This is a genomic window from Geothrix sp. SG200, from assembly GCF_022808935.1.
Taxonomy (GTDB): Bacteria; Acidobacteriota; Holophagae; order Holophagales; family Holophagaceae; genus Geothrix; species Geothrix alkalitolerans.
The window spans coordinates 56,875-80,790 of the sequence record NZ_JAKZFR010000001.1; the positions used below are offsets into that span (position 1 = coordinate 56,875).

Genomic DNA, 23,916 nt, shown 5'->3' on the forward strand with positions numbered 1-23,916 from the left:
CTCAGGCCTCCTCGTCCTCGACGGCGCTTGTCTCTACGCCATCGGCATCGGGTACTTCAGTCAAACGGGCGGCCAGGTGCTTCGGCCGCGGGGTCTTGTCCTCATCGAAGGGCGCCAGGCGCGCCTTCTGGATGGACTCAAGGGGAATGCTCTTGAGGACGCCGTCCTCTTCCAGGGTGACGCTGGCGCCCTCCACGGGGCCGATCCAGCCCTTGAAGCGCTTCTGGCCGTTGATGGGCGCGGCGGTCTGAACGCGGCAGAGCCGGCCTGCGAAGCGGCGGAAGTGCTCGGCCTTGACCAGGGGGCGCTCCATGCCCGGGCTGCTGACCTCGACGCCGAGCTTCTCCCGCAGGTCGGGGAACTCCACGTCCATCCAGAGCAGCAGGCCCTCGTGGGCGGCGGTGCAGTCGTCCAGGGTGACCCTGCGGCCGCTGGTGGCGCCATCCAGGTGGTCGATGTAGAGGCGCAGCACCTCGTCCCGGCCTTCGCGGGCCAGCTCCAGGTGCACCAGCTCATAGCCCAGCAGGGCCAGCTGACGCTCGAGGAGGGGTTGCGCTTTCTTCAGATCCACGAAGGCTCCGGGTCAACAACAAAAAAGGTGGGCCGAACCCACCCAGTCTTGGCACCCGAGTCCGGGAGGCCATGGCCGAATTGACCTATGAGTCTAGCGCGATGTGCAAGGGTTCTCAAGGCCGGGAACGCATCCGGGGGTGCCGGGCCCCGGCCCTCGGCGGGCCCGCCCTCGGAGGGCCGGGCCGGCTGGTAGGCTGGATTGGGGGCTGGCGGGTCCCCTTTTACCCGGGAAGGATGGCCCATGGCTCAGGTGCTGGACGGCAAGGCGCATGCGGACCGCATGCTGGAGGTGGTTCGCCAGGGCGTGGAGGCCCGGCTGGCTGAAGGGAAGCGCGCCCCGGCCCTGGCCGTGGTGCTGGTGGGCGACGATCCCGCCAGCCACGTCTATGTGCGGAACAAGTCGGCGGCCTGTGCCAAGGTGGGCATCACCTCCCTGGAACACCGGCTGGCCGCGGACACGCCCCAGGCCGTGCTGGACGACCTCATCGACCGCCTGAACGCCGATCCCGGGGTGGACGGGATCCTGGTGCAGCTGCCCCTGCCCAAGGGCCTGGATTCCAAGCGGGCCCTGCACCGCATCAGTCCCGCCAAGGACGTGGACGGCTTCCACCCGGTGAACCAGGGCCTCCTGCTGGAGGGCCTGCCGGGCCTGCGCCCCTGCACGCCCAGCGCCTGCATGTCCCTCCTGGCCCACCATGGCCTGGAGCTGAAGGGCCTGCGGGCCGTGGTGCTGGGCCGCAGCGAGATCGTGGGCAAGCCCATGGCCCTCATGCTGCTCGAGAAGCACGCCACCGTGACCATCGCCCACAGCCGCACCAGGGACCTGCCCGCCGTCTGCCGCGAGGCGGACCTGCTGGTGGCCGCCGTGGGCAAGCCGGGCCTCGTGGAGGGCTCCTGGATCAAGCCGGGCGCTGTGGTGGTGGACGTGGGCATCAACCGCGTGGACGACCTCGTCCTGGGCGAGCGCATCTTCGCCGCCGAGCCCAAGAAGCTGGAGACACTGATGGCCAAGGGCGCCGTCCTCTGCGGCGACGTGCGCTACGGCGAGGCCATGCAGGTGGCCTCCGCCGTGACGCCCGTCCCCGGCGGCGTCGGCCCCCTCACCATCGCGGGCCTGCTGACCAACACCCTCCAGGCGGCGAATCAGCCAGGCTGAGGGACGTGCTTCGCCCCTGACGGTCGTGTGGCATGACCTCCTCGCCGGGTCCCGACTTCGCAGGCTCCCCCGGAGCCTGTTCCGTTGCCCTGCGTTCCTGTGGCGTGACCTCCTCGCCGGGGCCCGACTCCGCAGGCTCCCCCGGAGCCTGCTCCGTTGCCCTGCGTTCCTGTGGCATGACCTCCTCGCGGGGTCCCGACTTCGCGGGCTCCCCCGGAGCCTGCTCTGTTGCTCCGTGTTCCTGTGGCGTGACCTCCTCGCCGGGGCCCGACTCCGCAGGCTCCCCCGGAGCCTGCTCCGTCACCCGGCGGTCGGTCAGGGGCAGAGCCCGCCATCCACGTTGATGATCTGGCCGCTCATGTAGCTGGCCCAGTCGGAGCAGAGGAAGGCCACGACGCTGGCGACCTCCTCGGGCTCGCCTTCGCGCTTGAGGATGGTGGGGGCGAGGAGGTCGCGCTTGGCCTCCTCCGAGACGTCTGCCGTCAGCTCGGTGTGGATGAACCCGGGATTCACGGCGTTCACCAGGACGCCGAAGGGGGCCACCTCGCGGGCCAGGCTCTTGGTGAGGGACATGACGGCACCCTTGCTGGCGCCGTAGTTGGTCTGGCCGGCCATGCCGATGATGCCGGTGGGGCTCACGATGTTGACGACGCGCCCCCACTTGCGGGCCATCATGCCCCGCACAAAGGCCTTGGTGGCGTACACGGTACCCCGGAGGTTCACGTCCATGACCTCCTCCCACTTCGCGTCGCCCATGAGGATGAAGGGGCCATCCTTCCGCGTCCCGGCGTTGTTCACGAGGATGTCCACGGGTCCCAGTTCGGCCTTCACGCGGTCGGCGGCAGCTTCCAGCTCGGCCTTCGCGCGGACGTCGGCCAGCACGGCCATGGCCCGGCGGCCCATGCCGCGGACCTCCGCCGCCACGGCCTCTGCCAAGTCCTGGTTCTTCTGGGCGTGCACCACCACGTCCGCGCCCCATCGGGCCAGCTCCACGGCGATGGCCCGGCCGATGCCCCGGGAGGAACCGGTGACGAAGGCGATGCGGCCGAGCAGGGGTGGCTGGTTGAAGGGCATGGCGCGATTCCAGGGCAACGGATTAGGATGCCCCATGGGGGAAAGCATGTCCAAGGATCTGGTCAGCCCTGACGCCATGGAGGCCTTCCTGAAGGCGCATCCCGACTGGGTCGCACAGGGGGATGCCCATGGCCTGACCCTCCGGCGCCGCTATGTTTTCTCCGCCTACCCGCGAGGCCTGGGCTTCGTCATGGCCGCCGCGGAGCATGCCGAAAAGGTGAATCACCACCCGGATCTGACCCTCGGTTACCGCTGGGTCGTGGCGGTCCTCACCACCCATGTGAGCCGCGGGGTCACCCAGCGGGACCTGGACTTGGCCGAGGCCCTGGACCGGATGTACCAGGAGCACATCTAGGCAGGAGACACGGTCTCACTGCGCCGGTGAGGTGCGGGGCGGTGGATTGAACCGCTCCTGCATGGACTGCACCTTGGTGAGGTCCAGCTGCTGGGGGTTCGAGGGATCCGACGCGACCAGCTCGCTCAATTCGATCTTCCCGTGGCTGGGCGGCGGGGCCGCAAAGGCCCGGACCAGGCGATCCCGCAAAGCCTTGAGCGTGAGGTTGAAGGCCTCGCGCCGAGGTGTGTCCTGGTAGGCCAGATCCCACACCTCCACCGTGGCCCCTGCGGGCCCCCCAGCGGTGCCCCGCTGGGGGGCCCGCAGGGGCCGGGGGGCTGCATGCAGGATCAGGCTGCCCCAGCACCCGGGCTGGACGAGGCGGAGATGCACGATGGGATCGGTGCCCAGATCCGTGTGCAGATCCAGAGTTCCCACCTCCTGGGCCGCCAGGAAGGGCGTGAGGACGACACCGAGCCAGCAGAGGCGCATGGAAGTGGGGTGAGCCGAGTCGGGATGCGGTTCCTCAGGACTTCCGGGGCTTGGGTTTCCCGGTACGCGGACCGGGCTTGCTTGCGGGGCGTCCACCGGGGCCTTCGCGGCGCGGGCCTGCCGGGCGGCTGGTGGCGCTGTAGCTGCGGCGCGGACGATCGTCGCCCTCGTCGCGGCGGGGCCGGGCTGGGCGGTCGCCGGGGGTGAAGGGCCGGTGGGGCCGCTCGTCGCTGTCGTCGCGCCGCGGGCGGGCGGGGCGCTCGGCGGAGCCGAAGCTGCGGCGCGGACGTTCGTCGCCCTCGTCACGGCGGGGCCGGGCCGGACGGTCGCCGGGGGTGAAGGGACGGCGGGGCCGCTCGTCGCTGTCGTCGCGCCGGGGGCGGGCGGGGCGCTCGGTGGAACCGAAGCTGCGGCGAGGACGTTCGTCACTCTCCTCGCGGCGAGGCCGGGCCGGGCGGTCGCCGGGGGTGAAGGGACGGCGGGGCCGCTCATCGCTGTCGTCGCGCCGCGGGCGGGCGGGGCGCTCGGTGGAACCGAAGCTGCGGCGAGGACGTTCGTCACTCTCCTCGCGGCGAGGCCGGGCCGGGCGGTCGCCGGGGGTGAAGGGACGGCGGGGCCGCTCGTCGCTGTCGTCGCGCCGCGGGCGGGCGGGGCGCTCGGTGGAGCCGAAGCTGCGGCGCGGACGTTCGTCGCCCTCGTCACGGCGGGGCCGGGCCGGGCGGTCGCCGGGGGTGAAGGGACGGCGGGGCCGCTCGTCGCCATTGATGGGGCGTGGACGTACGGGCGCTTCCCGCTCATCGAACCGCTTGGCGCGGGCCACGCGCTTGAGCTTGTGGTCGCGGCTCTCGGTGGGCTGGAAGATGCCCTCCTCGCCCTTGGCGCCCGTGGCGGCGCGCTGCAGGCGGGCGGAATTCCGAAGGGCCTTGAGGGCCGCCTCCATGTCCGCGGGCATGGGGGCCGTCACCGTGACCTGCTCCTCGGTGACGGGATGCTTGAAGCCCAGCAGCTCGGCGTGGAGGGCCTGGCGATCCAGCAGGGGGCTCTCGGTGCCGTAGACCTGGTCGCCCAGCAGGGGGAAGCCGCGGTCCGCGAACTGCACGCGGATCTGGTTGCGGCGGCCGGTCTCCAGGCGCACTTCCACCACGGTATGACCGGGCAGACGCTCGATCACGCGGTAGTGGGTGACGGCCTCCTTGGCGCCGGCGGGCATGCGTTTGCCGCCGCCGGGGCCCTTGCGGACCTTGGCCACGGACATCTTCAGGGACTTGGCGTGCTCGATGAGGTGACCCGCCAGGGTGCCGCTGTTCTCCGGCAGTTCGCCCACGAGGATGGCGAAGTAGACGCGCTGGAGGCGGTGCAGCTCGAAGTGCTTCTTGAGGCCGTGCAGGGCCTCGGGGGTCTTGGCGAAGACCAGCACGCCGCTGGTGAAGCGGTCGAGGCGGTGGACGATGAAGAGGTTGAACCGCTTGAAGCCGCGGCGGCGGTAGGACTCGGTGATGGCTTCCGCCAGGCTGGGCTCTCCGCCTTGTTCAGCCGGCACCGTCAGCAGGCCCGCGGGCTTGAACACGAAGAGCAGGTGGTTGTCCTCCCACAGCGTCTCGTAGGGGCCGGAATTCAGCTTCCTCGGCGCCGGCAGCACCTCGTAGGTGAGCTCGGGATCGAAGACCACCTTCACCGTGTCCCCGGCCTTGAGCCGGTGGCCGTGCTTCTCGGCGGTCTCGCCGTTCACCGTCACGCAGCGCCCGTCGATGAAGCCCTTGGCCTGCCGGTGGCTGATGACCATCACCTTGTGCAGTTCTGAAGCCAGGGCCGCGCCCTCCTGCTCCGCCTGCCATTCCCGTTCGATGCGTGCCATGGCGACGCCCTCCGTCATCGCCCCCCGTCACTGTCAACGCCGAGCGGACATCCAGAAGACCATGAAACGCTTTCCCCACCTAGCAAAATGGGGAGCGGCTCGCCGCTCCCCATTTTGCTGGCGCGGGGAAGACTACTTCTTTGAAAAGTCTCCCGCCTTCACGATGACGAGCTTTGCGGGGTCCAGGTGCTTGCGGAGGGCGGCGTTGACCTCGTCGAGTCTGAGGGCCTGGACCTTGGCCTCCAGCTCCGCCTGGAAGCGCACGGGACGGTCCAGGTAGAGGGAGGTGTTCAGCCAGCCGGCGATCGCGCGGTCGTCCTGCCGCTCGGTCTGCTCGCCCTGCAGCCAGGTCTTGCGGGCGAAGTCCAGCTCCTCCTGGGTGAAGCCGTCCTTCAGGGCCTTCTGCAGTTCCTCCTGGAAGGCCGCCTCCAGCTTCGCTGCGTTCTGGGGCGCGTAGATGGCGTAGGCCTGCCAGGAGGTCACGGGATCCTGGCTGCTGACGTTGGCGTAGGATCCGGCCCCGTAGCTGAAGCCCTCCTTCTGGCGGAGGCGATCACCGAGGCGGTTCTTCAGGGTACCGCCCCCGAGGATCTGGTTGGCCATGAGGAAGGCCGGGTAGTCGGGGTCCGTGTCCTTCATGGCCCAGCGCTCCACGGCCAGGAAGATGGCCATCTGCTTGTCAGGCGTCTCAAGGACCTTGGACTGGCCGGGGACCTCCTTCATCCGCGCGGGGATGCGCGCGTAGGCCGAGGCGGATTTCCAGGCGCCGAAGAGGTCGGTCACGAGGGCCTGGAGCTCCTTGGCGTCGAAGTCGCCCGAGGCGGCGAAGGTGGCGTGGTCCGCGCCGTAGAAGGCGGCGTGGAAGGCCTTGAGGTCCTCCACCTTGGCCGCCTTCAGGTCCTGGATCCGGGTCTCCAGGGACCGGTAGGCCGAGGGGTGGCCGGCGGGGTAGGCGTCCAGGGTCTGGCCCAGGAACTCCATGGCCTTGGCCTGGGGCTCCTGGCGCTGGGACTCGATGCCCGTGGTCTGCTGCTTCACGAGGGTGTCCAGCTCGGAGGCGGGGAAGGCGGGTTCGCGCAGCACCTCGGCCACGAGCTTCAGCGTGGCGGCCAGGTTCTCCCGAGGCACCTTGATTCGGGCATTGGCGGACGTGGCACTGCCCGTGACCATCACCTCCGCCTTCAGCCGGTCGAAGGCGTCGGCAAGCTCCTGGCGCGAGTGCTTGAGGGTGCCGCGCATGAGCATGGCGCCCGTGAGGTCCGGCACGGCCTGCTTCTCCCGCAGCGTGGACTCCTGCCCGAATCGCAGGGTGAGCTGCACCGAGGCCATGCTGCCCTTGGTCTTCTTGGACAGCAGGGCGCCCTTCAGGCCGTTGGGAGCGGTGAAGCGCAGCGTGCGGCGGTCCACGTTCTCCGGGGTGGCGTCGAAGGCCTCACCCTGGGCGATGGTCTGCTTGCCGGTGTAGCCCTTCACATCCGCCGCGACGTCGGGCACGCCGGGAACCTCGGTGCGGTCCGGCTTCTCCGTGGGGAGGTACTCCCCGAGGGTGCGGTTGCTGGGCTTGAAGTAGGTCACCGCGGCCTTCTGGACCTGCTCGAGGGTGGCGGACAGCGTGCGGTCGCGATCCAGGAACCACTCCCGCCAGTCGCCGGTGGCCATGGCCTCGCTGAGGCTGATGGCCATGTTCTTGGTGTTGGAGAGGGTCTGGTCGATGCCCTTCTGGACCTGGGCCTTGGCGCGGTCCAGCTCGGCCTGGGTGAGGGGGGTGTCCTTCAAGCCCTCCACCTCGTGCAGGAGAATGGCCTTCACCTTCTCCACGTCCCCGTCCTTCGGCAGCATCACGCCGAACATCTGGAGGCCGGGCTCGTAGGTGGAGAAGGAGAGGGGAATGACCTGGGCCGCGAGCTTGGTCTCCACCAGGGCCTTGTAGAGGCGGCCGCTGGGCGCGTCCGTGAGGATGGCCGCCGCCAGATCCGTGGCGCTGCGATCCGCCTGGGCGGAGGGGGGGACGTGGTACCCGGCCACCAGGAGCGGGGTGCCGCCCACGCGCCGGATGGTCACCAGCCGCTCGCCGTCCTGGACGGGCTCCACGGTGTAGGTGGGCTCCAGGGTCCGGGTCGGCTTCGGCAGCCGCCCGAAGGTGGCGTTGACGTAGGCCAGGGTCTTCGGCCCGTCGAACTGTCCCGCCACCATCAGGACCGCGTTGTCCGGCTGGTAGTACTTCGTGTAGAAGGCCCGGAGGTGGGCCACGTTCACATGCTCGATGTCGCTGCGGGCCCCGATGACCGGCTTCCCGTAGTTGTGCCAGTCGTAGGCCGCGGACATCACGCGCAGGATGGTGGTGCGGAAGGGGCTGTTCTCGCCGGACTCGAACTCGTTGCGGACGACGGTCATCTCGCCGCTCTTGCCGTCCTTCCCCCAGAGCGTCTCGGCCGTGAAGGTGCAGTTCAGCATCCGGTCCGCTTCCAGATCCAGCGCCTTCTTCAGGTTCTCCTCGGAGGCCGGGAAGGAAACGTAGTAGTTGGTGCGGTCGAAGTTGGTGGTGCCGTTGGCGTCGCCGCCCAGCTCGTTGAGGATCTTCCAGGTGTCCGGCCGCGCTTTCGTGCCCTTGAAGAGCATGTGCTCCAGCAGGTGGGCCATGCCCGTCTCGCCGTAGTGTTCCTGCCGGCTGCCCACCAGGTAGGTGATGTTGGTCGTGATGGTGGGCTTGCTCGCGTCGGGATAGAGGAGCACCCGCAGGCCGTTGGCCAGGCGGTACTCGGTGATGCCCTCCACCGTCGTCACCTGCACGGGCCCGGCCAGATTCGACGGTTTGGCGACCTTGGCCGCGGCGGCTTTCTGGGGCTTGGCGGGCTTGGGGGCGTCCCCCGCCACCAGCGCCATGGCCAGGGCCCCACAGAGGGGCAGCATCAATCGACGGGAGAAGGGCATGTGACCTCCAAGTTGTGAAAGATTCCCGATGGGAGACCCTCAGATTACGCGGCATGCAGAGATGCGCTTGTTAAGAAATGTTTAGCTCTGGCCCGAGGTTCCACCCCTCGGCCTAAGACCGGGCAGGGGGAAGGTTGACAGGAGGGACGGAAGGAATCATGTTTATGCATCTAGATGTCATAAACATCTAGATGTTCAAAGTGGAGTCCACCCTCATGTCTTCCCTCATCCTGCTTGCGCTGGCCTTGTCCGGCCTCCTCCTGTCCGCCCGGAAGGACCGGGCCCGTACCCGCAAGGCCATGGAGGCGGCGTGGCGGTCCTGGCTCGGCCTGCTTCCGTCGCTCCTGGGGCTGACCGCGGGCATCGGGCTGGCCACGGCGCTGATCTCGCCCCAGGCCGTGGCGCGGCTGTTCCAGGAGCACGGGGCCGCGGGCTTCTTCCTCCTGTCAGGCCTGGGCGCCCTGATCACGATCCCGTCGCCGGTGGCGTACCCCTTGGCGGGGACGCTCCACCGCATGGGCGCCAGCCTTCCCGCCCTCGCCAGCTTCATCACCACCCTCACCATGGTGGGGTTCCTCACCGCGCCGCTGGAGGTCAAGGCCTTCGGCCGGGCGTTCACCTTCCGGAGGCAGGCCCTGAGCCTGGTCCTGGCCCTGACCATCGGGGCGACCATGGGGGTGCTGCTGTGAGCCGGACCTGGCGTCCCGTCCTCTGGATCCTGGCGGCCGTTGCGGCGGTCCACTTCGGCCTGGCCTGGCGGTTCCCGGGCCTTGCGGTCGCCTCGGCCAAGGGGGGCCTGCGGGGCTTCGGCCAGATCCTGGCCATCCTGCCTGCGGTGCTGGTCCTCCTGGCCCTGTTCGACGCCTGGGTTCCCCGGGCGGTGGTGGAGCGGAGCCTGGGGCCAGGTTCAGGCCTCCGGGGGGTGGCCTTCGCCATGCTGCTGGGCACGGCGGCGGCGGGGCCCATCTACGCGGCCTTCCCCCTGGGCCTGTCCCTCCGGGAGAAGGGGGCCCGGACCGCCAACCTGGTCATCTTCCTGGGCGCCTGGGCCACCATCAAAGTGCCCATGCTGATGCTGGAGAGCGCCTTCCTGGGCCCGCGCTTCGCCTTGACCCGCCTCGTCCTCACCGTCCCCGGTATCCTCGGCTGCGGGTTCCTCATGGAGCGGCTGGAGCGTCGATCAACGCGCCAAGGAGCGCGCTGAGAGTACACTTCCCTTCATCCCATGCCCGCCGCCCACCGCCACGCCCGCCACCTGCCCGCCTTCATCCTGCTGGCCCTCACGGACGGTCCCCTGCACGGGCATGCCATCCGGGGAGCGCTCCACGCGCGGTTCACGGACTTCAAGGGCGATCCCGGTGCCATCTACCGGACGCTCCAGGCCCTGGATGCCGCAGGGGAGGTGACGGCCCACTGGGACACGGGCACTCGCGGCCCCGCCCGGAAGATCTACGAACTGACGCCCCTCGGCTGGGAGCGGCTTGGCTTCTGGGAGACGGACATCCGCCAGCGGCTTGGCTTCCTCCAGGGCTTCCTGGACGGCTATGCGAAGGTGCGGCGTTCCGGCCGATCCTGATCGAGAAGCCGCCGGAGCCGGGCCTCCCACTCGGCGCGGAGATCCTCCAGCCGCAGGCCTTTCCCCTTGCCCGGCGCGGCCTGCAGCAGGCCCTGGGCGCTGGGGTGGGGAAGGGCGTGCAGCTCGAAGGGGGGCGCGCCCTCCAGCCGCGAGAGCACCCACTGCGCCCGTTTCCCGAAGGCGATGACGCGCAGGGTGGAAGCGCCACCTTGCGAGGCCCGCACCAGCTCCGCCTCCAGTCGAGCCAGGTTGGCCGGGTCCAGCAGGTCGCGGTTGGAGGGGGCATGGAAGTGCTCGCCATCCTTCGTGGGGCAGGCGGGGTAGGCGTTGCTGAGGGCCGTGCCGATGAGGCGCGGGGCCAGGCCCAGGGCCTTGAAGCGGGCGCCGTCCCAGTCTTCCCAGGCTGCCGCAGGCACGTCGGCCCGGTGCGTGGCTGTCAAGGCTCGGTAGACGGTGACGCCCGCGCCGTCGCCCCAGAAGGGAAGGCCCGACTGGTCCGCGCCCCGGGGCCCGGGGGCTTCGCCGAAGAGCATGACGGTGACCGGCCCGGCGTCGGGAAAGAGGGCGGGGACGGGTCGACCTTGAATGCGGGGCATGGCGCTTCCTGAAGGCGTACATTCTGCAGTGGTCCCGCCGCGTGGAGAACGCCCTTCCACCAGAGGCGGGCTGCGGACCCGGACCGGGAAGCTCAGGGGGAGGTGGATCGTGGGGCGACTCGCGGAGAACCTCGAGAAGGGAGCCGCCCTGCTGGCGGGAGCGGCGGCCCTGCTGCTCGGACCGGCCTGCGGGGGTGGTGGCGGAGACGGGGAAGTGGCGATCCCGCCCTTCTGGGTCTGGGGCCAGGTGGTGGTGGCGGACCTGAACAGGGACGGCCGGGCGGATGTGGCGGTTCCCGCCACTCTGATCGACGGCGGAACGCACCGGAGCAGCGTGCAGGTCTTCCTCCGGGACGCGGCGGGCGGGTTTGCCGCGCCGGCCGCCTACCCCCTGGCCTTCGATCCCTGGGGCCTGGCGGCGGGAGACCTGGACGGGGATGGACGGCCGGATCTCGTCGTGGCCGTTCCCGCCTCCACACCCCCGCAACTGAACACCCCGGGGGACAGTGGCGGGCTGATCGTGCTCCGGCAGGACCCCGTGATGCCGGGGCGTTTCCTCCCTCAAGCCTGGATCCAGACCGGTGGGGCGGCGGAAGCCGCAACGGTGGCGGATCTGACGGGAGATGGCCGGGCGGACCTGGCCGTGGCGGACGGGGTGCGTGTCAACGGCCGCATGCTCCTGCTGGCGCAGGCTCCGGACTCACCGGGCGCCTTCCTGCCGGCGGTCTCGGTGCCTGTGGCGGCCGGGCAGGGGTTCAGCGACCTGGTGGCGGCGGATGTCGATGGCGACGGCCGATCGGACCTGGTGCTGGCGGGCTCGGGGGGCCTGGCCCTGCTCTTGCGGCAGGCGGGCGGAGGCTTCGCGCCGCCGATCTTCCTCGCCCCGGGCCAGCGGCTCGATGGAGTGGCCGCGGCGGACCTCGACGGCGACGGCCGGATGGACCTGGTGGCGGCGAACCCCGGGAATGCCCCAGACGGCGGCCGGGGCGGGGCCAGCGTGACGGTCTTCCTGCAGAACCAGCCCGGCGCCTTCTCCGCCACGGCCATTCCCGTGGCCGACGGGGCACGCCAGGTGGCCATCGGGGACCTGAATGGCGACGGCGTGCCGGACATCGCGGTGATCTCGCTGGTGTACCAGTCTCTGTCGATGCCCTCGAGGGTGACGGTCCTCCTGCAGTCCGCCGCCGGCCGGGGCGCCTTCGCGGTGGGCGCCGTCATGGACGGGACTGGGTCATCCAACTTCATCGCGCTCGGCGATGTCGATGGCGATGGCCGCACGGACGTGGTCCTGAACCAGGGGCCCAGCGTGATGGTCCAGACGGCGCCCGGTGTCTTCAGCTCGCCTCGGGCGCTGCGCTGAAGGGTGCTCAGCCGGGCTGCCCTTCCTTCATGAGCGCGGACAGCGCCTTGAACTGGGGGTGGTTCTTGTCCCGGGCCCACTCGAAGGCCACGGACTCGTGGTTGGTGAGTGTGGCGCCGGCGGCGGCCATGCGGTCCAGCGCGTGGCGGCGGTACTCCTCGCCCCGGCCGCTGACGGCGTCCCAGCAGAGGTGCACCTCGTGGCCCGAGCCCAGCAGCTCGAGCACGGTCTGCATCACGCAGACATGGGCCTCGATGCCCGCCACCACGATCTGGCGCTTCTCCCGGGCGAGGTGGGGCCGGGCCTGCTTGAGCAGGGCCTCGAAGCCGCTGTCGCCGCAGCAGCCGAAGGCGGTCTTCTCCAGGAAGAACTTCGGCGTGGCCAGGGCGTCGTAGGTGGCGCGGATGCTCTCCTCGGTGGGGCCGATGCCCTTCGGGTACTGCTCGGTGAGGACCACGGGCACCGAGAAAAGGTCCGCCAGCCGCATGAGGCGGCGCGTGGCCTCCAGCACCAGGGCCGGCCGGTGGACCATGCCCACGAGCTTGCCCTGGAGGTCGATGACGACGAGGATGCTGCGGCTGGAATCGAGCAGGGCCATGGGAATCTCCCGGGGTCTACCAGATCTTCACGCGGTCCGCGGGCGCCAGGTAAAGCTTCTGGTCCGGCTTCACGCCGAAGGCGGGATACCAGGCGTCCAGGTTCCGGACGGTGTAGGGGCGGAAGGAGGCCGGGGCGTGGCCGTCCGTGAGGATCTGCTGGCGCAGCTGGGGCTCGCGGGTCTTCTCGCGCCAGCTCTGGGCGTAGCTGAGGAAGAACTGCTGGTCGCCGGTGAGCCCCTGGACCACGGGCGCCTCCTTGCCCTTCAGGGACAGGCGGTAGGCGTCGTAGGCGGCGGCGAGGCCGGCCACATCCGCGATGTTCTCTCCCAGGGTCTGCTTGCCCTTGATGTGCAGGCCCGGGAAGGGCTCGTAGGCGTCGAACTGCTTCACCAGCTGGTCGGCGGAGGCCTGGAAGTGCTTCAGGTCCTCGGGGGTCCACCAGTTCTCCAGCTTGCCTGTGGCGTCGAAGAGGGAGCCCGAGTCGTCGAAGCTGTGGCTGATCTCGTGCCCGATCACCGCGCCGATGGCGCCGTAGTCCATGACCATGGGCCGCTTCGGGTCGAAGAATGGGGGCTGCAGGATGGCCGCCGGGAAGTTGAGGGCGTTCATCACCGGCAGGTTCACGGCGTTCACGAGCTGGGGATTCATCACCCACTCCGTGCGGTCGATGGGCTTGCCGAGCTTGGCCAGGTTGCGTGCGTACTCGAAGCGCTCGGCCCGGTCCGCATTGCCGAAGGCGTCGCCCGGCACGATCTTCAGGCGCCGGTAGTCGCGCCAGCGGTCCGGGTAGCCGACGCTCACCTGGAGCGCCTCGAGCTTGGCGAGGGCCTTGGCCTTGGTGGCGGGGGACATCCAGTCCAGGTGCTCGATGCGGACGCGGAAGGCACCCTTGATGTTCGCCACCATGCGCTCGGCCCGGATCTTCTCGGAGGGGGGGAAGTACTTCGAGACATAGGCCTTCCCCACGGTCTCGCCCAGGGCCTGGTTGGTGAGGTCCACGGCCACCGTCCAGCGTTCGCGGGGCTGAGAGGCGCCGCTCAGCACCTTGCCGTAGAAGGCGAAAGACTGGTCGCGCACGGCCTTGGGCAGGACCGGGGCGGCGTGCTGGATGGCGTGGAAGGCCAGGTAGTCCCGCCAGACGCTCAGCGGCACCTCGGCGGTCAGGGCGGACAGTCCCGTGACCGCCCCCGGCTGCCACACCACGAACACGCTCGGCTTCGTCAGGCCTGCGGCGGCGAAGAAAGCCTCCCAGTCCAGGCCCGGCGCCTTGGCGGCGAAGTCGGCGCGGCGCCAGTGGTTGTTCCCCTTCGGGATGTCGCCGGATTCCTCGCGGCCCAGGTGGGCCTTGGCCATGCGGGTTTCCAGGTCCACCACCGCCGTGGCGCGTTCAAGCACGCCGGAGAGTCCGGCCAGCTTCAGCATGGCCGCCACGTGGGTGGTGTACTGGGTGCGGACGGCCGCCATGCCCTCGGAGGGGTCCAGGTAGTAGCTGCGCTCGGGTAGGCCGAGTCCCCCCTGGACGAGGAAGGGGGCGTACTGGTCGGGCTGGTCCAGATCCTGGGCCACCCAGAGGCCGAGGAAGTTGGCCGTGTGGTAGTTGGTGGCGTTCAGTAGGTCCACGTCCGCCCGCAGCGTCGAGCCCAGGTAGCGGGCCAGCTGGGTGCGGTCCTGGATGGCGGCGATGGCCTTGAAGGCGGGCCCGAGGGGCGACAGGCCCCTGGCCTCGATCCGCTTCTGGTCCATGAAGCTGGCGTAGCAGTCGCCGACCTTGCGCAGCTCGGATCCTGCGGGCGCCTGGGCGGCTCCCCGGATCAGGGCGGCGGTGCGGCGGTCGGTCAGGTCCGCCACCTCGCGTCCGACCCCGTAGGATCCCCGGTCCGCAGGGATCTCGGTCCGCTTCACCCAGGCCCCGTTGGCGTAGGCGAAGAAATCGTCGCCGGGGGCCACGGTGCGGTCCATGCCCGCCAGGTCGAGCCCATGGGGCGCCGCCTTGGGCGGGGCCGCCACAAGGGCGGGGACGGTGATACACAGGGAAAGGAGGGGCAAAGATCCGCGCATGGAGTACCTCAGGACCTACCAGGGTGGACTGAAAGGTCCGCCACGGGAAGGTCCTGGGTCCACGGAGGCGGATCCACCTCTCCTGGCCCGGGAGTCGGGGACCCCCCCGGGCGGGATGGGCAGGGCCGGGGAAACCTCAGTCCAACGGGATGCGGAGCGTCTGGCCCACCTGGATCTTGTCGGGATCGCTGAGCTGGTCCCGGTTCGCCTCGAAGATCCGCAGGTAGGCGTTCGCGTCTCCATAGAACCGCTTGGCGATCTTGGAAAGTGAATCTCCAGAGTGGACTTCGTAGGCGGCCTCCTTGGGAGCCAGGGCGGGATTCACGTCGATGTCGCAGGTCACGTCGTCCACGCTGGGGTTCACGGTCTTCAGGGCGTCCCAGACCGCGTTCTTTAGCTGATCTGATCCGGCACTTGCCTTCAGGAAGAGCTTGTCATCCTGCAGGTGGAGGTTGTGGACCTGGAACCCCGGGCCATTCACGATGCTCAGGGCCTGGGAGTAGGCGGACTTCAGAAGGTCGAAGCGATCCATGGGGCGGCTCCTTGAAAAGGGTTGGGGGTGGAGGTGACGAGGGTGTGCCCTGGGGGATGGGCGGTGGTCCGTCCGAGGTGGGAAGGGAAGGGGCGGAGAAACCTCCAGGGCCGGCCAATCGGTGCGGGTCAAGGGCTGGCTGCGGGAGCGGGGAGCGCGTGGCGCCAGTCCCGCCCCACCAGCAGGACCTGGACCTTGCCATTCCCGAGGAACATGGCGGTATCCCAAAGAAGCCCAGGGATGGTGCGGGCTGGACCGGCGGCGGCGTCGAAGGCGAGGCTGCGAGTGCGGAACCAGCGCCGGTAGACCAGGTGCCAGCTCCCGCCCGCCTGCACGAGGAAGGCGCCATGGAACCGCGGCAGACCCTTCACCCGCCGGGCGAAGCAGGGCAGGATCTCCGTGGGGCGGGTGGGCGCCAGCTCCAGGGCCTTCAGCTCCGCCCAGAGGGGGACCTCGTCGCGGCTTCCGCGCCCCACCAGGGAGCGCACCGCCCCACGGAAGCCCGTGAGCACGAACACCAGGGCCCGAGCCAGCAATGGCACGAGGAGGGCCGTGGCCACCAGCACCGCGCCGAGCACGGGCAGGGCGATGGCCGGGTGGCTGTAGGCCAGGGCCAGGAGGCCGACGACACCCATGTCCTCCGCCACGCTGAGGACGCCGTGGCTGGTGGGCTCCGGCGCGGTGTGGGCGAGCAGGCGTACCCCCATCTTGCTGCCGTGGGTGCCCAGGGCGATGGCGCCGCCTGCCAGCAGGGCCAGCACCTTGGCCACGGGATGCAGCTCGCCCGCGGCCCCAAGAGCCAGGAGGGCGCCGCCCAGGGGTCGGATGAAGGTGTGGAGGCCGTCCCAGATGGGCGTGACGAAGGGCACCTTGTCCGCCAGGAACTCCAGGAGAAACAAAAGGGCCGCGGTCCCCAGCACCACCGGGTGGCTCAGGACAGCCAGATCCGGGGGCAGGCCGTGGATCCAGCCGTAACGCTGCCCGGCGCCCACCAGGAGCACCGTGAGGTAGAGGTTGATGCCGGAGACCGTGGAGAGGCCGAGGATGGCCGCCAGGGTCTGCGCTGGGCCCATCAAGCCGTGAACCGTTTATACAGGTGGTAGACCCCCAGGAGGATCACCGCGCCCACCACGGACATGAGGAAGCCCGCGCCCTGGCCTTCCTGGTAGTGGCCCACGGCCCGGCCGATCCAGGTGCCCAGGAAGGAGCCCGCGATGCCGAGGACCATGGTGACGATCCACCCGCCCGGATCCTTGCCGGGCATGAGGAGCTTCGCCACGGCGCCGGCGATGAGACCGATGATGCAGGTCCAGATGAGGTGGAGCATGCAGACCTCCCCGATGGGTTTGGTTGATGTCGCAGCCACCTTAGGCTTCGGGTCAGTTGCGGTCAATCGCAAAACCCATTACACATCACGCCGAGATGCCTTGAATTGAGGGCTTGCGGGAGGCGGGACCGGAGAGGAACCTGGGGCTCCACTTCCTGAGGAGGATGTCATGGGTCTGCTGGACATGGTGGGCGGTCTGCTGGGACAGGGCGGTCAGGCAGAAGGCGGCAACCCGCTCCTGGGGGCCGTCATGGGTCTCATCCAGAACCATCCCGGGGGCCTCCAGGGCCTGCTGGGCCAGTTCCAGGAGAAGGGGCTGGGGGACCAGGTGGCCTCCTGGATCGGCACGGGGGCGAACCAGCCCATCAGTGCCGAGCACGTCCAGACAGCCCTGGGCTCCGACCAGCTGCAGCAGCTGGCGGGCCAGCTGGGGATCTCCCACGGCGAGGCCGCCTCGGGGCTGGCGAATCTCCTGCCCCAGGTGGTGGACAAGCTCAGCCCCCAGGGCAGCCTGCCCGAGGGCGGGATCGGCATGGACCTGCTGAAGAAGTTTTTGGGCTAGGAGGGCCGAGACCTACATTCGGAGCGCGGTCTCCGCGGCCGTGGCATCGCGTGCCTTCAGGTGGTCGAAGACGATCAGGTACCACCCGATGGCCGCGAGGATGGCATGCCGGAAGCGGGCCGGGTGCGTCGTGTCCAGTTCCACGTCGCCCTGCTCGTAGCCGGGAAGGGAAGTGACGTCCCGGCCTGTGCGGGCATGGAGGCGCACCAGAGGCATGCCACTGAGATCCGCAAAGGTCCCGCCGGGGCCGACCCCGTGATGCCAGATCCAGTCGAAGGCCGCGCCATCCTCGAATTCCAGGCGCCCGTGCCGGAAGGCGTGAGGGTGGAAGGTGGCGAGGTTCACCTTCCCGCCCTCCTCCCGGAGGGTCACCACCGGGTTCATCACGCCCAGGTGCTTGAGGGTCCAGGTCCCTTCGGCTGTCTCGACGCGGGCCAGGATGCAGCCTTCATCCATGAAGGTCATGGTGGCGAAGACCTCCTGCTCCACGTGCAGTTCAAAGCTCCTGGGATTGGCTCCGGACCGCCGCCATTCCAGGATGTTGGTGGTGGATTCGCTGAGTGACCTCATGACCTGCCCCCAGTTCCCGCGGGGAATGCGTCCGCGTACGGGAAATGTACGTCCGATGGGAGAATAGAGTCAGAGGGTGTGGCGGGAAAATACAGGTTGGATTGAGGCGCTGTATGGATTGGGCCTTGACTCGGTTCTCCCGTCCCCCGGACCGACCGGGGCGGAGGGGGCACCGGGAGACCAGGGGGTGGTGGCGCGGGGGGTGGAGAGCCCTATCTTTAGAATTCACAGAGGAAAGTGATGACCTGCGAGACACGGGGCGACCGGCGCCATTCGCCGGGAGTGCGGAAAGACGAGGCGCGAGGGGCCCTTTGGTCCCTGCCGGATGGCCACCGTCTGCCCAACCTGGTGGACGCGGCGCCCCTCCTGCTGGCGGATCCGGCCCATCCCGCCCGCCTGCGCCCCACGGACCTGGAACACCCCGAGGATTTCCACATGCGCCTGACGGCCTGGCTCCTGCGCCAGGGCTGACACGGGACCGCGAAAATCCGGTCAGGACTGGGTCTGGAAGCTGTCCAGAACACAGCGGCCGTGAAGGCGGGGAATCAGGTCGCCCAGCCGGGCTTCGGGCACCAGGAAGGCGATGGAGACGGTGCTGCCGCCCGTGAGCAGCCCGCCTACGGGCTCCTGCCCCAGGGCCGCCAGATGACGCAGGGCGGCCAGGGGATCGGTCCGCAGGCCCTCGCCCACCAGGGCCACCACGGCCCACCCCCCTTCCAGGTCCGGGCCCTCGGCGGCCAGGTCCGCCAGCACCTTGGCCGCCGCGGCCGTGTCCGGCCGCACCGCCAGCAGGGTGCCTGCCGGGCTGGACACCAGCCCGAAGCGCAGGGCTCCGGCCTCCTCCAGGCGCCGGGCGGCCTCCAGGGGCGGTTCCAGGCCATCCGAGGCCGGGAATCGCAGGAGGCTGAGACCTTCCTTGTACGCCACGGAGGTGACGGCGCCCGGCGTCCGCGCGGGCGGCACGGGCAGGATCTCCGTGCGGGAGGCCGCGGGTCGCAGCGTGTTGGCCACCACGAGCCGGAAGCCCCCCCGGCCGCCGGGAGCCAGGGAGTCCGCGTGCAGCACCTTGGCGCCGAAGGCGCTGAGGGCCTCGGCTTCGCCCAGGCTCATCTGGGGGATGGGCTGGGCCTCGGCCACCAGGCTGGGATCCGCGGTGAGCACGCCGTCCACATCCGTCCAGATCTGCACTTCGGTCGCGCCCAGCGCCTCGCCCAGCAGGGTGGCGCTGGTGTCCGAGCCGCCCCGGCCCAGCGTGGTGGTGTGCCCCTCGGCCGTGGCGCCCAGGAAGCCCTGGGTGACCCAGAGGGCGCCGGCGGCCAGACCCTCGCGCCAGGGCGCGGCGGCGGCGCGCAGGGCCGCGAGCTGCGGCCGGGCCTTGCCGAAGCGGGCATCGGTCCGCATCACCTCCCGCACGTCCTTGAAGGTCCCGCCGAAGCAGAGGGCCGCCAGGTGAGCCGACAGCGTCTCGCCCAGCGCCAGGGCCGAGTCCCGTCCCCGGGCCGTCGCCTCGCCCAGCATGGCCATGCCCGTGAGCAGCTGGTCCAGCCGCTCGAAGAGGGGTGTCCAGGCCGGCCGGACCTCGGCCCAGAGGCCCAGCTCGGAGGCCACCTGGCGGTGCCGGTCCCGCAGGGCGACCAGATGCTCCCGCGCACCGGGCAGGTCGCCCCGGCCCGCCGCGGCGCAGGCCTCCAGGAGGCGGTCCGTGGTGCCCCTCAGGGCCGAGACCACCACCAGGCCGCCGGAGGGGAGCTCGTCGCGGACGATGGCGGCCGCCCGGCGGAGCGCGTCGGCGCTGCCCACGGAGCTGCCGCCGAACTTGAGGACCTTCAGGCTCATGCCCGCCCCCCTTCCGCCGGCAGGGCGTCCGCCTGGAAGGGGACCTCCTGATAGACGGCGTAGTTCAGCCAGTTCGAGAAGAGGAGGTTGGCGTGGCTCCGCCAGCGCACCTGGGGCTCGCGGGTGGGGTCGTCGTCCGGGAAGTAGTTCCGGGGAATGCCGATGGGCAGGCCCTTGCCCAGGTCCCGGGCGTACTCGCCCTGGAGGGTGCCGGGGTCGTACTCCGAGTGGCCGGTGACGAAGACCTGCCGCCGGTCCGCGGACTGCAGCAGGTACACGCCTGCCTCGTCGGACTCGGCCAGGAGCATGAGCCGCGGCTCCGCCAGGACGTCCGCCCGGCGGGTCTCCGTGTGGCGCGAGTGGGGCGCGAAGAACACATCGTCGAAGCCCTGCACCAGGTGCTCCTGGCGCACGTTCACCCGGTGGGGAAACACTCCGAACTGCTTCTCGGCCAGGGGGTGCTTGGGGATCCCGTAGTAGTGGTGGAGGGCCGCCTGGGCGCCCCAGCAGATGAAGAAGCTGGAGAAGACGTTCGTGCGGGCCCAGTCCAGCAGCTGCGCCAGCTCCGGCCAGTAGTCCACCGCCTCGAAGGGCAGCGTCTCCACGGGGGCGCCGGTGACGATGAGCCCGTCGAAGGCCTGCCCGCGCACGTCCGTGAAGGACACGTAGTGCTCCAGCAGGTGCTCCGAGGGGGTGTTCTTCGCCTCGTGGGAGGCCATGTGGAGCAGCGTCACCTCCACCTGCAGGGGGGAGTTGCCGAGCAGGCGCAGGAGCTGGGTCTCCGTGGCGATCTTGGTGGGCATCAGGTTGAGGATGGCGATGCGGAGGGGGCGGATGTCCTGCTGGAGGGCGCGATGCTCCTCCATGAGGAACACGTTCTCCGCCTCCAGGACGCCGCGGGCGGGCAGGGTGTCGGGGATCTTGACGGGCATGGGCGGAATCCCCTCTAGGCTTTCGCCAGGGCCTGGTCCAGGTCCGCGATGAGGTCGTCGATGTGCTCGAGTCCCACGGAGAGTCGGATGAGGTCGTCGGTCACACCGGTGGCCAGCCGCTGCTCGGCGGAGAGCTGCTGGTGGGTGGTGCTGGCGGGGTGGATGATGAGGCTCTTGGCGTCGCCCAGGTTGGCCAGGCGCGAGAAGAGCTGGACCGCGTCGATGACGGCCCCGCCGGCCTTCAACCCTCCCCCCGATGCTGAGGATCTGAGGCCGAAGGTGAGGATGCCGCCGAAGCCCGCGCCCTGCCGGAAGTACCGGGCCGCCGCGGCATGGTTCGCGTTGCCGGGCAGGCCGGGGTAGTTCACCCAGGCCACCTTGGGATGCGTCTCCAGCCACTGGGCCAGGGCCAGGGCGTTCTGGCCGTGGCGCTCGATGCGGAGGGGGAGCGTCTCGATGCCCTGGAGGATGAGGAAGGCATTGAAGGGGCTCAGGGCGGCGCCGGTGTCGCGCAGCCCCTCGATGCGGGCCTTGGTGATGAAGGCCGCGGGCCCCGCGAGGTCCGCCAGCACAGCGCCGTGGTAGGCGGCGAAAGGCTCGGTGAACTCGGGGAACTTCCCGCTCTTCCAGTCGAAGGTGCCGCCGTCCACGATGATCCCCGCCACGGAGGTGCCGTGCCCGCCGAGGTACTTGGTGGCGCTGTGCACCACGATGTCGGCGCCCAGCTTGAAGGGGTTCAGCAGGTAGGGGCTGGGCAGGGTGTTGTCCACGATGAGCGGGATGCCCGTCCCGTGCGCGACGGCGGCGATGGCCTCGAAGTCGGGCACGTCCAGCTTGGGGTTGCCCACGGCCTCGATGTAGATGGCTCGGGTCTCCGGCCGCAGGGCGGCGCGGAAGGCCTCGGGCTTCGTCGAGTCCACGAAGGTGGTGGTGATGCCCGTCCTGGGCAGGGTGTTCGACAGCAGGTTGTAGGTGCCGCCGTAGAGGTTGTTGCCGGCCACGATATGGTCGCCGGACCGCAGCAGCGTCGTGAGGGCGAGCGTGATGGCCGCCTGGCCCGAGGCCGTGGCCAGGGCGGCGATGCCGCCCTCCAGCTGGGCCACGCGCTGCTCCAGCACGGCCGTGGTGGGGTTCATGATGCGGGTGTAGATGTTCCCCGGCACCTCCAGGTTGAAGAGGGCCGCGCCGTGCTCCGTGCTGTCGAACACGTAGCTCGTGGTCTGGTAGATGGGGACAGCCCGGCTCTTGGTGTCCGAATCCGGGCTGTGGCCCCCGTGGAGGGCGAGGGTCTCGAAGCTGGGCGTGGGGGTGGCGCTCATGGCGTCTCCTGGAACGGGAAGTTGAAAAGGCCGAGGCCTCGTCTGTCCAAGCAAGTCCAGGAAAAGCAAAAGGGGCCCGATTGCTCGGGCCCCTTCGATGATTGCGTCAGTTCGACACAGCTCGACATCTCTCCGCGCTTGATCGCTCACGCGCGGCAGGAATTGGCACCTTGCTTTCGCAGGTTGCCAAGGTTTCACAGGGCCCGTCCCTCCACCTTTCTGGATAACTCGCTATGGAACTGACAAGGATCTCGTAAGAGAACGGCCCCGAAGGGCCGGTGGAGAACAGTAACGCTGGGCAACCTGCTTGGCAACCCCTTTCGTTGTCTTCACAGAGGCACCGGCTCCTTCCGCTTCGTGGGAGCTGGGCCGGGCGCAGGGGAGGGATCGACCGACGTGGCCGGCCTGGCCGGCCTGGCTTTGGGCGCCGGTGCGGATTCGACCGTTCTCAGGGCCTCCTCCAGCGGCAGGATCCTTCCCCCTTCAGAGGTGAAGGCCTGGGTCGGCTCGATCACCTTGAATCGGCGGATGGTGAAGGGCTTCTCCTCTTCCACCACCAAATGGTCGAAACGGGAATGGTCCACTTGGGTGAAACGGGCGGTCGCGGGATCCAACCTCAGGAAGCACACATCATCCTTCCAGCCCACTTCCTTGTCGGCCGGCACGGGCCAGAAGCCGGACTGGATGAGTTCCGCCTTCCGGAGCTGAGGGAGCTTGGACCAGGCCAGGTCGATGTCCGCGCGGTCCAGGGGGAGGAACACCTGGGTCGGGACCAGGATGGCTCCGTCCCCATCGAGAAAGGCCCGGCCGAACAGGGAGGGATTCTGGAATTCTCCCGTGTCCTTGCACAGGGTGATGCCGGCCGCGCCCCAGACATTGGTGTGGATCAGGTCCACGGACCAGGGTTCCGTGCCCACCCGCACCCGGACCGCCTTCCCCGTTGCCGTCAGGAGGTAGAAGGCATCGCGGGAAAACGCGGCCGTCATGCGCGCATCGCTTCCGACCTGCACCTCCAGGAGTTGCGCGGCCTCCCCGGTCAGCAGATCCACCCGGACCAGGCATTGGGATACGGCCCCGCCCTTGGGGGGTGAGGCTGATCGAGACCCTGCCTTGGCATCCCGGCTCACCTGGAGGAAGAGGAGGCGGTCTTCCCATGCCCCCAGGAGTTTCCAGCTTTCCCCCGGCTTGGCGGGGAGGGCCTTCGGTTCAGTCCAGGTCCATCGCCGTTCCCCGGCATCGGTGAAGAAGGGCTTTCCCGAACGGGCCACTGGATGGTGGTCTTCCGTGAATCCGACCTGGTAGACCTTGGACCCGTCCCAAGCCACTTCCATGCGCCCCAGGGGCTTCAGGCCGGGCCGGAAGTCCGGCAGGTCCCGGACCTGAGCGAGCCTTGACTCCGCGGTGGTTCGCCGCAACACCTGGCCTTCCAGGACGACCTCCTGCCGATCCGCCAAGCCCACGACGGATTGCCCGGGGAGCGCCCGCGCGGCGAGCAGCAGACATCCACCCATCGAGGCCAGCTTCATGGCCACCTCCCACGCCCGATCACCCGACCATTGGATCATGGCCCGACGTGCCCCAGCCACGATCGCAGCGCGGGCCGTTCGTACCCTCGCGCCCGGTTCCTCATGGCCTGCTGCGCATTCCCTTCGATGCCCGGAAAGGTCACCTCTGCCACACTGCTCTTCTTGGCAGGATCCGCCCACTGCGAGGGCCGCCTGCCCCGGAATGGGGGGCCTCACCATGCAACGCCGCTTCGCCGCTTTGATCATCGCCCTCCCGGCGGTTGTCTCCATGGGCTGTACCAAGCCAGATCTGGATGTGACGAAGCTCAGGGTGGGGATGACCAAGAAGGAGGTGCTCGAACGCGTGGGAGGCCCCTCCAAGACGACGGTCGCCAACGACACCGAAGTGCTTGAGTACGAGGCCTACGATCGGTACGGAGCCATCAAGATCAACAGCCGAACCCAGTACGTCCGTCTCGTGAATGGTCGGGTGGACGCCTTCGGAACCCAGGAGGACCTGAAGGCTGGGCGGCCCTCCCCGCGGGCGAAGGAAACCCGGGTGAAGGCCGCCGATGACCGAGCGGCTCTGCCTGCCCCGCCTGCATTCGATCTGCGAACGGAACTGGAGAAACTGGAGAAGCTCAAGAAGGATGGACTCATCTCCGAGACGGAGTTCCAGGAGCTTCGCCAGAAGGTCATGGACAAGGCCCGAGCCCAGTAGCCCTCCAC

25 protein-coding genes and 1 riboswitch are annotated in these 23,916 nt (G+C 69.6%); of the genes, 9 read left to right on the forward strand and 16 right to left on the reverse strand.

What is annotated here, in order from left to right; translation table 11 throughout:
* Position 1: 1 nt before the first annotated feature.
* On the reverse strand, positions 2 to 571 hold the full coding sequence (locus tag ML539_RS00255; protein WP_243319520.1) for a ribosome maturation factor RimP: 570 nt from the start codon (positions 569 to 571) through the stop codon (positions 2 to 4).
* A 243-nt stretch (positions 572 to 814) separates the two neighbouring features.
* On the opposite strand from ML539_RS00255, the gene folD reads away from it, so the two are divergent.
* Positions 815 to 1,729, forward strand: coding sequence for a bifunctional methylenetetrahydrofolate dehydrogenase/methenyltetrahydrofolate cyclohydrolase FolD (gene folD / locus ML539_RS00260; protein ID WP_243319521.1), 915 nt, complete (start codon positions 815 to 817; stop codon positions 1,727 to 1,729).
* Positions 1,730 to 2,044: 315 nt separating this feature from the next.
* On the opposite strand, the gene ML539_RS00265 is transcribed toward folD, so the two are convergent.
* A complete protein-coding gene (locus tag ML539_RS00265; protein ID WP_243319524.1) occupies positions 2,045 to 2,821 on the reverse strand; it encodes a 3-oxoacyl-ACP reductase family protein in 777 nt (258 codons plus the stop codon).
* A gap of 28 nt (positions 2,822 to 2,849) precedes the next feature.
* On the opposite strand from ML539_RS00265, the gene ML539_RS00270 reads away from it, so the two are divergent.
* On the forward strand, positions 2,850 to 3,158 hold the full coding sequence (locus ML539_RS00270) for a 4a-hydroxytetrahydrobiopterin dehydratase (RefSeq protein ID WP_243319526.1): 309 nt from the start codon (positions 2,850 to 2,852) through the stop codon (positions 3,156 to 3,158).
* A gap of 15 nt (positions 3,159 to 3,173) precedes the next feature.
* Here ML539_RS00270 and ML539_RS00275 read toward each other — a convergent pair whose 3' ends face one another.
* From ML539_RS00275 to ML539_RS00285, 3 genes are all read right to left on the reverse strand, one after another.
* Positions 3,174 to 3,629, reverse strand: a complete 456-nt coding sequence (locus tag ML539_RS00275; protein ID WP_243319528.1) for a hypothetical protein — start codon at positions 3,627 to 3,629, stop codon at positions 3,174 to 3,176.
* A 34-nt stretch (positions 3,630 to 3,663) separates the two neighbouring features.
* Positions 3,664 to 5,484 (reverse strand): RluA family pseudouridine synthase, encoded by a 1,821-nt coding sequence (locus ML539_RS00280; protein WP_243319530.1) that lies wholly within the window; start codon positions 5,482 to 5,484, stop codon positions 3,664 to 3,666.
* A gap of 132 nt (positions 5,485 to 5,616) precedes the next feature.
* Entirely contained in the window at positions 5,617 to 8,415 is a 2,799-nt protein-coding gene (locus ML539_RS00285; RefSeq protein ID WP_243319533.1) for a pitrilysin family protein, read from the reverse strand.
* A 215-nt stretch (positions 8,416 to 8,630) separates the two neighbouring features.
* Between ML539_RS00285 and ML539_RS00290 the strand changes: the two genes are divergently transcribed.
* From ML539_RS00290 to ML539_RS00300, 3 genes are read left to right on the forward strand one after another with little or no spacing between them, the layout of a single operon-like run.
* Positions 8,631 to 9,104: a hypothetical protein gene (locus tag ML539_RS00290; protein WP_243319535.1), complete on the forward strand. Its 474-nt coding sequence runs from the start codon at positions 8,631 to 8,633 to the stop codon at positions 9,102 to 9,104.
* Positions 9,101 to 9,619, forward strand: coding sequence for a permease (locus ML539_RS00295; RefSeq protein WP_243319538.1), 519 nt, complete (start codon positions 9,101 to 9,103; stop codon positions 9,617 to 9,619). Before ML539_RS00290 ends, ML539_RS00295 begins: the two co-directional genes overlap by 4 nt.
* Positions 9,620 to 9,640: 21 nt before the next feature.
* Positions 9,641 to 9,991, forward strand: a complete 351-nt coding sequence (locus tag ML539_RS00300; RefSeq protein WP_243319539.1) for a helix-turn-helix transcriptional regulator — start codon at positions 9,641 to 9,643, stop codon at positions 9,989 to 9,991.
* Here ML539_RS00300 and ML539_RS00305 read toward each other — a convergent pair.
* On the reverse strand, positions 9,958 to 10,587 hold the full coding sequence (locus tag ML539_RS00305) for a uracil-DNA glycosylase family protein (RefSeq protein ID WP_243319542.1): 630 nt from the start codon (positions 10,585 to 10,587) through the stop codon (positions 9,958 to 9,960). The two genes, ML539_RS00300 and ML539_RS00305, sit on opposite strands and share 34 nt — an antisense overlap.
* 109 nt (positions 10,588 to 10,696) lie before the next feature.
* On the opposite strand from ML539_RS00305, the gene ML539_RS00310 reads away from it, so the two are divergent.
* Positions 10,697 to 11,947, forward strand: a complete 1,251-nt coding sequence (locus ML539_RS00310) for a VCBS repeat-containing protein (RefSeq protein ID WP_243319543.1) — start codon at positions 10,697 to 10,699, stop codon at positions 11,945 to 11,947.
* A gap of 7 nt (positions 11,948 to 11,954) precedes the next feature.
* Here the strand turns inward: ML539_RS00310 and ML539_RS00315 are convergent, their stop codons facing one another.
* The 5 genes from ML539_RS00315 to ML539_RS00335 form a co-directional block, all read right to left on the reverse strand.
* Positions 11,955 to 12,545 carry an isochorismatase family protein gene (locus tag ML539_RS00315; protein ID WP_243319545.1) on the reverse strand — a complete coding sequence of 197 codons (591 nt, stop codon included), beginning with the start codon at positions 12,543 to 12,545 and terminating at the stop codon, positions 11,955 to 11,957.
* 16 nt (positions 12,546 to 12,561) lie between these two features.
* On the reverse strand, positions 12,562 to 14,604 hold the full coding sequence (locus tag ML539_RS00320) for a M13 family metallopeptidase (RefSeq protein ID WP_243319547.1): 2,043 nt from the start codon (positions 14,602 to 14,604) through the stop codon (positions 12,562 to 12,564).
* A gap of 136 nt (positions 14,605 to 14,740) precedes the next feature.
* Positions 14,741 to 15,136, reverse strand: a complete 396-nt coding sequence (locus tag ML539_RS00325; protein ID WP_243319549.1) for a LysM peptidoglycan-binding domain-containing protein — start codon at positions 15,134 to 15,136, stop codon at positions 14,741 to 14,743.
* 128 nt (positions 15,137 to 15,264) lie between these two features.
* Positions 15,265 to 16,209 carry a DUF4126 domain-containing protein gene (locus ML539_RS00330; RefSeq protein WP_243319551.1) on the reverse strand — a complete coding sequence of 315 codons (945 nt, stop codon included), beginning with the start codon at positions 16,207 to 16,209 and terminating at the stop codon, positions 15,265 to 15,267.
* Positions 16,209 to 16,463 (reverse strand): GlsB/YeaQ/YmgE family stress response membrane protein, encoded by a 255-nt coding sequence (locus ML539_RS00335; RefSeq protein ID WP_243319553.1) that lies wholly within the window; start codon positions 16,461 to 16,463, stop codon positions 16,209 to 16,211. The genes ML539_RS00330 and ML539_RS00335 overlap by 1 nt, the downstream gene beginning before the upstream one ends.
* Positions 16,464 to 16,632: 169 nt before the next feature.
* Here ML539_RS00335 and ML539_RS00340 point away from each other — a divergent pair, with 169 nt between their 5' ends.
* On the forward strand, positions 16,633 to 17,025 hold the full coding sequence (locus ML539_RS00340; protein WP_243319555.1) for a YidB family protein: 393 nt from the start codon (positions 16,633 to 16,635) through the stop codon (positions 17,023 to 17,025).
* A gap of 12 nt (positions 17,026 to 17,037) precedes the next feature.
* Here ML539_RS00340 and ML539_RS00345 read toward each other — a convergent pair whose 3' ends face one another.
* Positions 17,038 to 17,595, reverse strand: coding sequence for a hypothetical protein (locus ML539_RS00345; RefSeq protein WP_243319556.1), 558 nt, complete (start codon positions 17,593 to 17,595; stop codon positions 17,038 to 17,040).
* Between the two features lie 240 nt (positions 17,596 to 17,835).
* On the opposite strand from ML539_RS00345, the gene ML539_RS00350 reads away from it, so the two are divergent.
* Positions 17,836 to 18,066 carry a hypothetical protein gene (locus ML539_RS00350; protein ID WP_243319558.1) on the forward strand — a complete coding sequence of 77 codons (231 nt, stop codon included), beginning with the start codon at positions 17,836 to 17,838 and terminating at the stop codon, positions 18,064 to 18,066.
* A gap of 21 nt (positions 18,067 to 18,087) precedes the next feature.
* Here ML539_RS00350 and ML539_RS00355 read toward each other — a convergent pair whose 3' ends face one another.
* The 4 genes from ML539_RS00355 to ML539_RS00370 all read right to left on the reverse strand — a co-directional run bounded on the left by ML539_RS00355 (position 18,088) and on the right by ML539_RS00370 (position 23,208).
* Positions 18,088 to 19,431 carry an aspartate kinase gene (locus tag ML539_RS00355; RefSeq protein ID WP_243319560.1) on the reverse strand — a complete coding sequence of 448 codons (1,344 nt, stop codon included), beginning with the start codon at positions 19,429 to 19,431 and terminating at the stop codon, positions 18,088 to 18,090.
* On the reverse strand, positions 19,428 to 20,363 hold the full coding sequence (gene metA, locus ML539_RS00360) for a homoserine O-succinyltransferase (protein ID WP_243319563.1): 936 nt from the start codon (positions 20,361 to 20,363) through the stop codon (positions 19,428 to 19,430). Before metA ends, ML539_RS00355 begins: the two co-directional genes overlap by 4 nt.
* 14 nt (positions 20,364 to 20,377) lie before the next feature.
* Complete coding sequence (locus tag ML539_RS00365; protein WP_243319565.1) at positions 20,378 to 21,682, reverse strand: O-acetylhomoserine aminocarboxypropyltransferase/cysteine synthase; 1,305 nt, start codon at positions 21,680 to 21,682, stop codon at positions 20,378 to 20,380.
* A 121-nt stretch (positions 21,683 to 21,803) separates the two neighbouring features.
* Positions 21,804 to 21,912, reverse strand: a riboswitch (SAM riboswitch).
* A 99-nt stretch (positions 21,913 to 22,011) separates the two neighbouring features.
* Entirely contained in the window at positions 22,012 to 23,208 is a 1,197-nt protein-coding gene (locus ML539_RS00370; protein WP_243319567.1) for a hypothetical protein, read from the reverse strand.
* A gap of 217 nt (positions 23,209 to 23,425) precedes the next feature.
* Between ML539_RS00370 and ML539_RS00375 the strand changes: the two genes are divergently transcribed.
* On the forward strand, positions 23,426 to 23,908 hold the full coding sequence (locus tag ML539_RS00375) for a hypothetical protein (protein WP_243319569.1): 483 nt from the start codon (positions 23,426 to 23,428) through the stop codon (positions 23,906 to 23,908).
* Positions 23,909 to 23,916 lie beyond the last annotated feature (8 nt).

Excerpts from the sequence above, each read along its gene's own strand:
- ML539_RS00350 (WP_243319558.1), top strand. The coding sequence starts at position 17,836 with ATGACCTGCGAGACACGGGGCGACCGGCGCCATTCGCCGGGAGTGCGG.
- ML539_RS00355 (WP_243319560.1), bottom strand. The coding sequence starts at position 19,431 with ATGAGCCTGAAGGTCCTCAAGTTCGGCGGCAGCTCCGTGGGCAGCGCC.
- ML539_RS00305 (WP_243319542.1), bottom strand. The coding sequence starts at position 10,587 with ATGCCCCGCATTCAAGGTCGACCCGTCCCCGCCCTCTTTCCCGACGCC.
- ML539_RS00370 (WP_243319567.1), bottom strand. The coding sequence starts at position 23,208 with ATGAAGCTGGCCTCGATGGGTGGATGTCTGCTGCTCGCCGCGCGGGCG.
- ML539_RS00365 (WP_243319565.1), bottom strand. The coding sequence starts at position 21,682 with ATGAGCGCCACCCCCACGCCCAGCTTCGAGACCCTCGCCCTCCACGGG.
- ML539_RS00340 (WP_243319555.1), top strand. The coding sequence starts at position 16,633 with ATGGGTCTGCTGGACATGGTGGGCGGTCTGCTGGGACAGGGCGGTCAG.
- ML539_RS00335 (WP_243319553.1), bottom strand. The coding sequence starts at position 16,463 with ATGCTCCACCTCATCTGGACCTGCATCATCGGTCTCATCGCCGGCGCC.
- ML539_RS00325 (WP_243319549.1), bottom strand. The coding sequence starts at position 15,136 with ATGGATCGCTTCGACCTTCTGAAGTCCGCCTACTCCCAGGCCCTGAGC.
- ML539_RS00285 (WP_243319533.1), bottom strand. The coding sequence starts at position 8,415 with ATGCCCTTCTCCCGTCGATTGATGCTGCCCCTCTGTGGGGCCCTGGCC.
- folD (WP_243319521.1), top strand. The coding sequence starts at position 815 with ATGGCTCAGGTGCTGGACGGCAAGGCGCATGCGGACCGCATGCTGGAG.
- ML539_RS00330 (WP_243319551.1), bottom strand. The coding sequence starts at position 16,209 with ATGGGCCCAGCGCAGACCCTGGCGGCCATCCTCGGCCTCTCCACGGTC.
- ML539_RS00320 (WP_243319547.1), bottom strand. The coding sequence starts at position 14,604 with ATGCGCGGATCTTTGCCCCTCCTTTCCCTGTGTATCACCGTCCCCGCC.
- ML539_RS00270 (WP_243319526.1), top strand. The coding sequence starts at position 2,850 with ATGTCCAAGGATCTGGTCAGCCCTGACGCCATGGAGGCCTTCCTGAAG.
- ML539_RS00300 (WP_243319539.1), top strand. The coding sequence starts at position 9,641 with ATGCCCGCCGCCCACCGCCACGCCCGCCACCTGCCCGCCTTCATCCTG.
- ML539_RS00290 (WP_243319535.1), top strand. The coding sequence starts at position 8,631 with ATGTCTTCCCTCATCCTGCTTGCGCTGGCCTTGTCCGGCCTCCTCCTG.
- ML539_RS00315 (WP_243319545.1), bottom strand. The coding sequence starts at position 12,545 with ATGGCCCTGCTCGATTCCAGCCGCAGCATCCTCGTCGTCATCGACCTC.
- metA (WP_243319563.1), bottom strand. The coding sequence starts at position 20,363 with ATGCCCGTCAAGATCCCCGACACCCTGCCCGCCCGCGGCGTCCTGGAG.
- ML539_RS00280 (WP_243319530.1), bottom strand. The coding sequence starts at position 5,484 with ATGGCACGCATCGAACGGGAATGGCAGGCGGAGCAGGAGGGCGCGGCC.
- ML539_RS00345 (WP_243319556.1), bottom strand. The coding sequence starts at position 17,595 with ATGAGGTCACTCAGCGAATCCACCACCAACATCCTGGAATGGCGGCGG.
- ML539_RS00275 (WP_243319528.1), bottom strand. The coding sequence starts at position 3,629 with ATGCGCCTCTGCTGGCTCGGTGTCGTCCTCACGCCCTTCCTGGCGGCC.
- ML539_RS00375 (WP_243319569.1), top strand. The coding sequence starts at position 23,426 with ATGCAACGCCGCTTCGCCGCTTTGATCATCGCCCTCCCGGCGGTTGTC.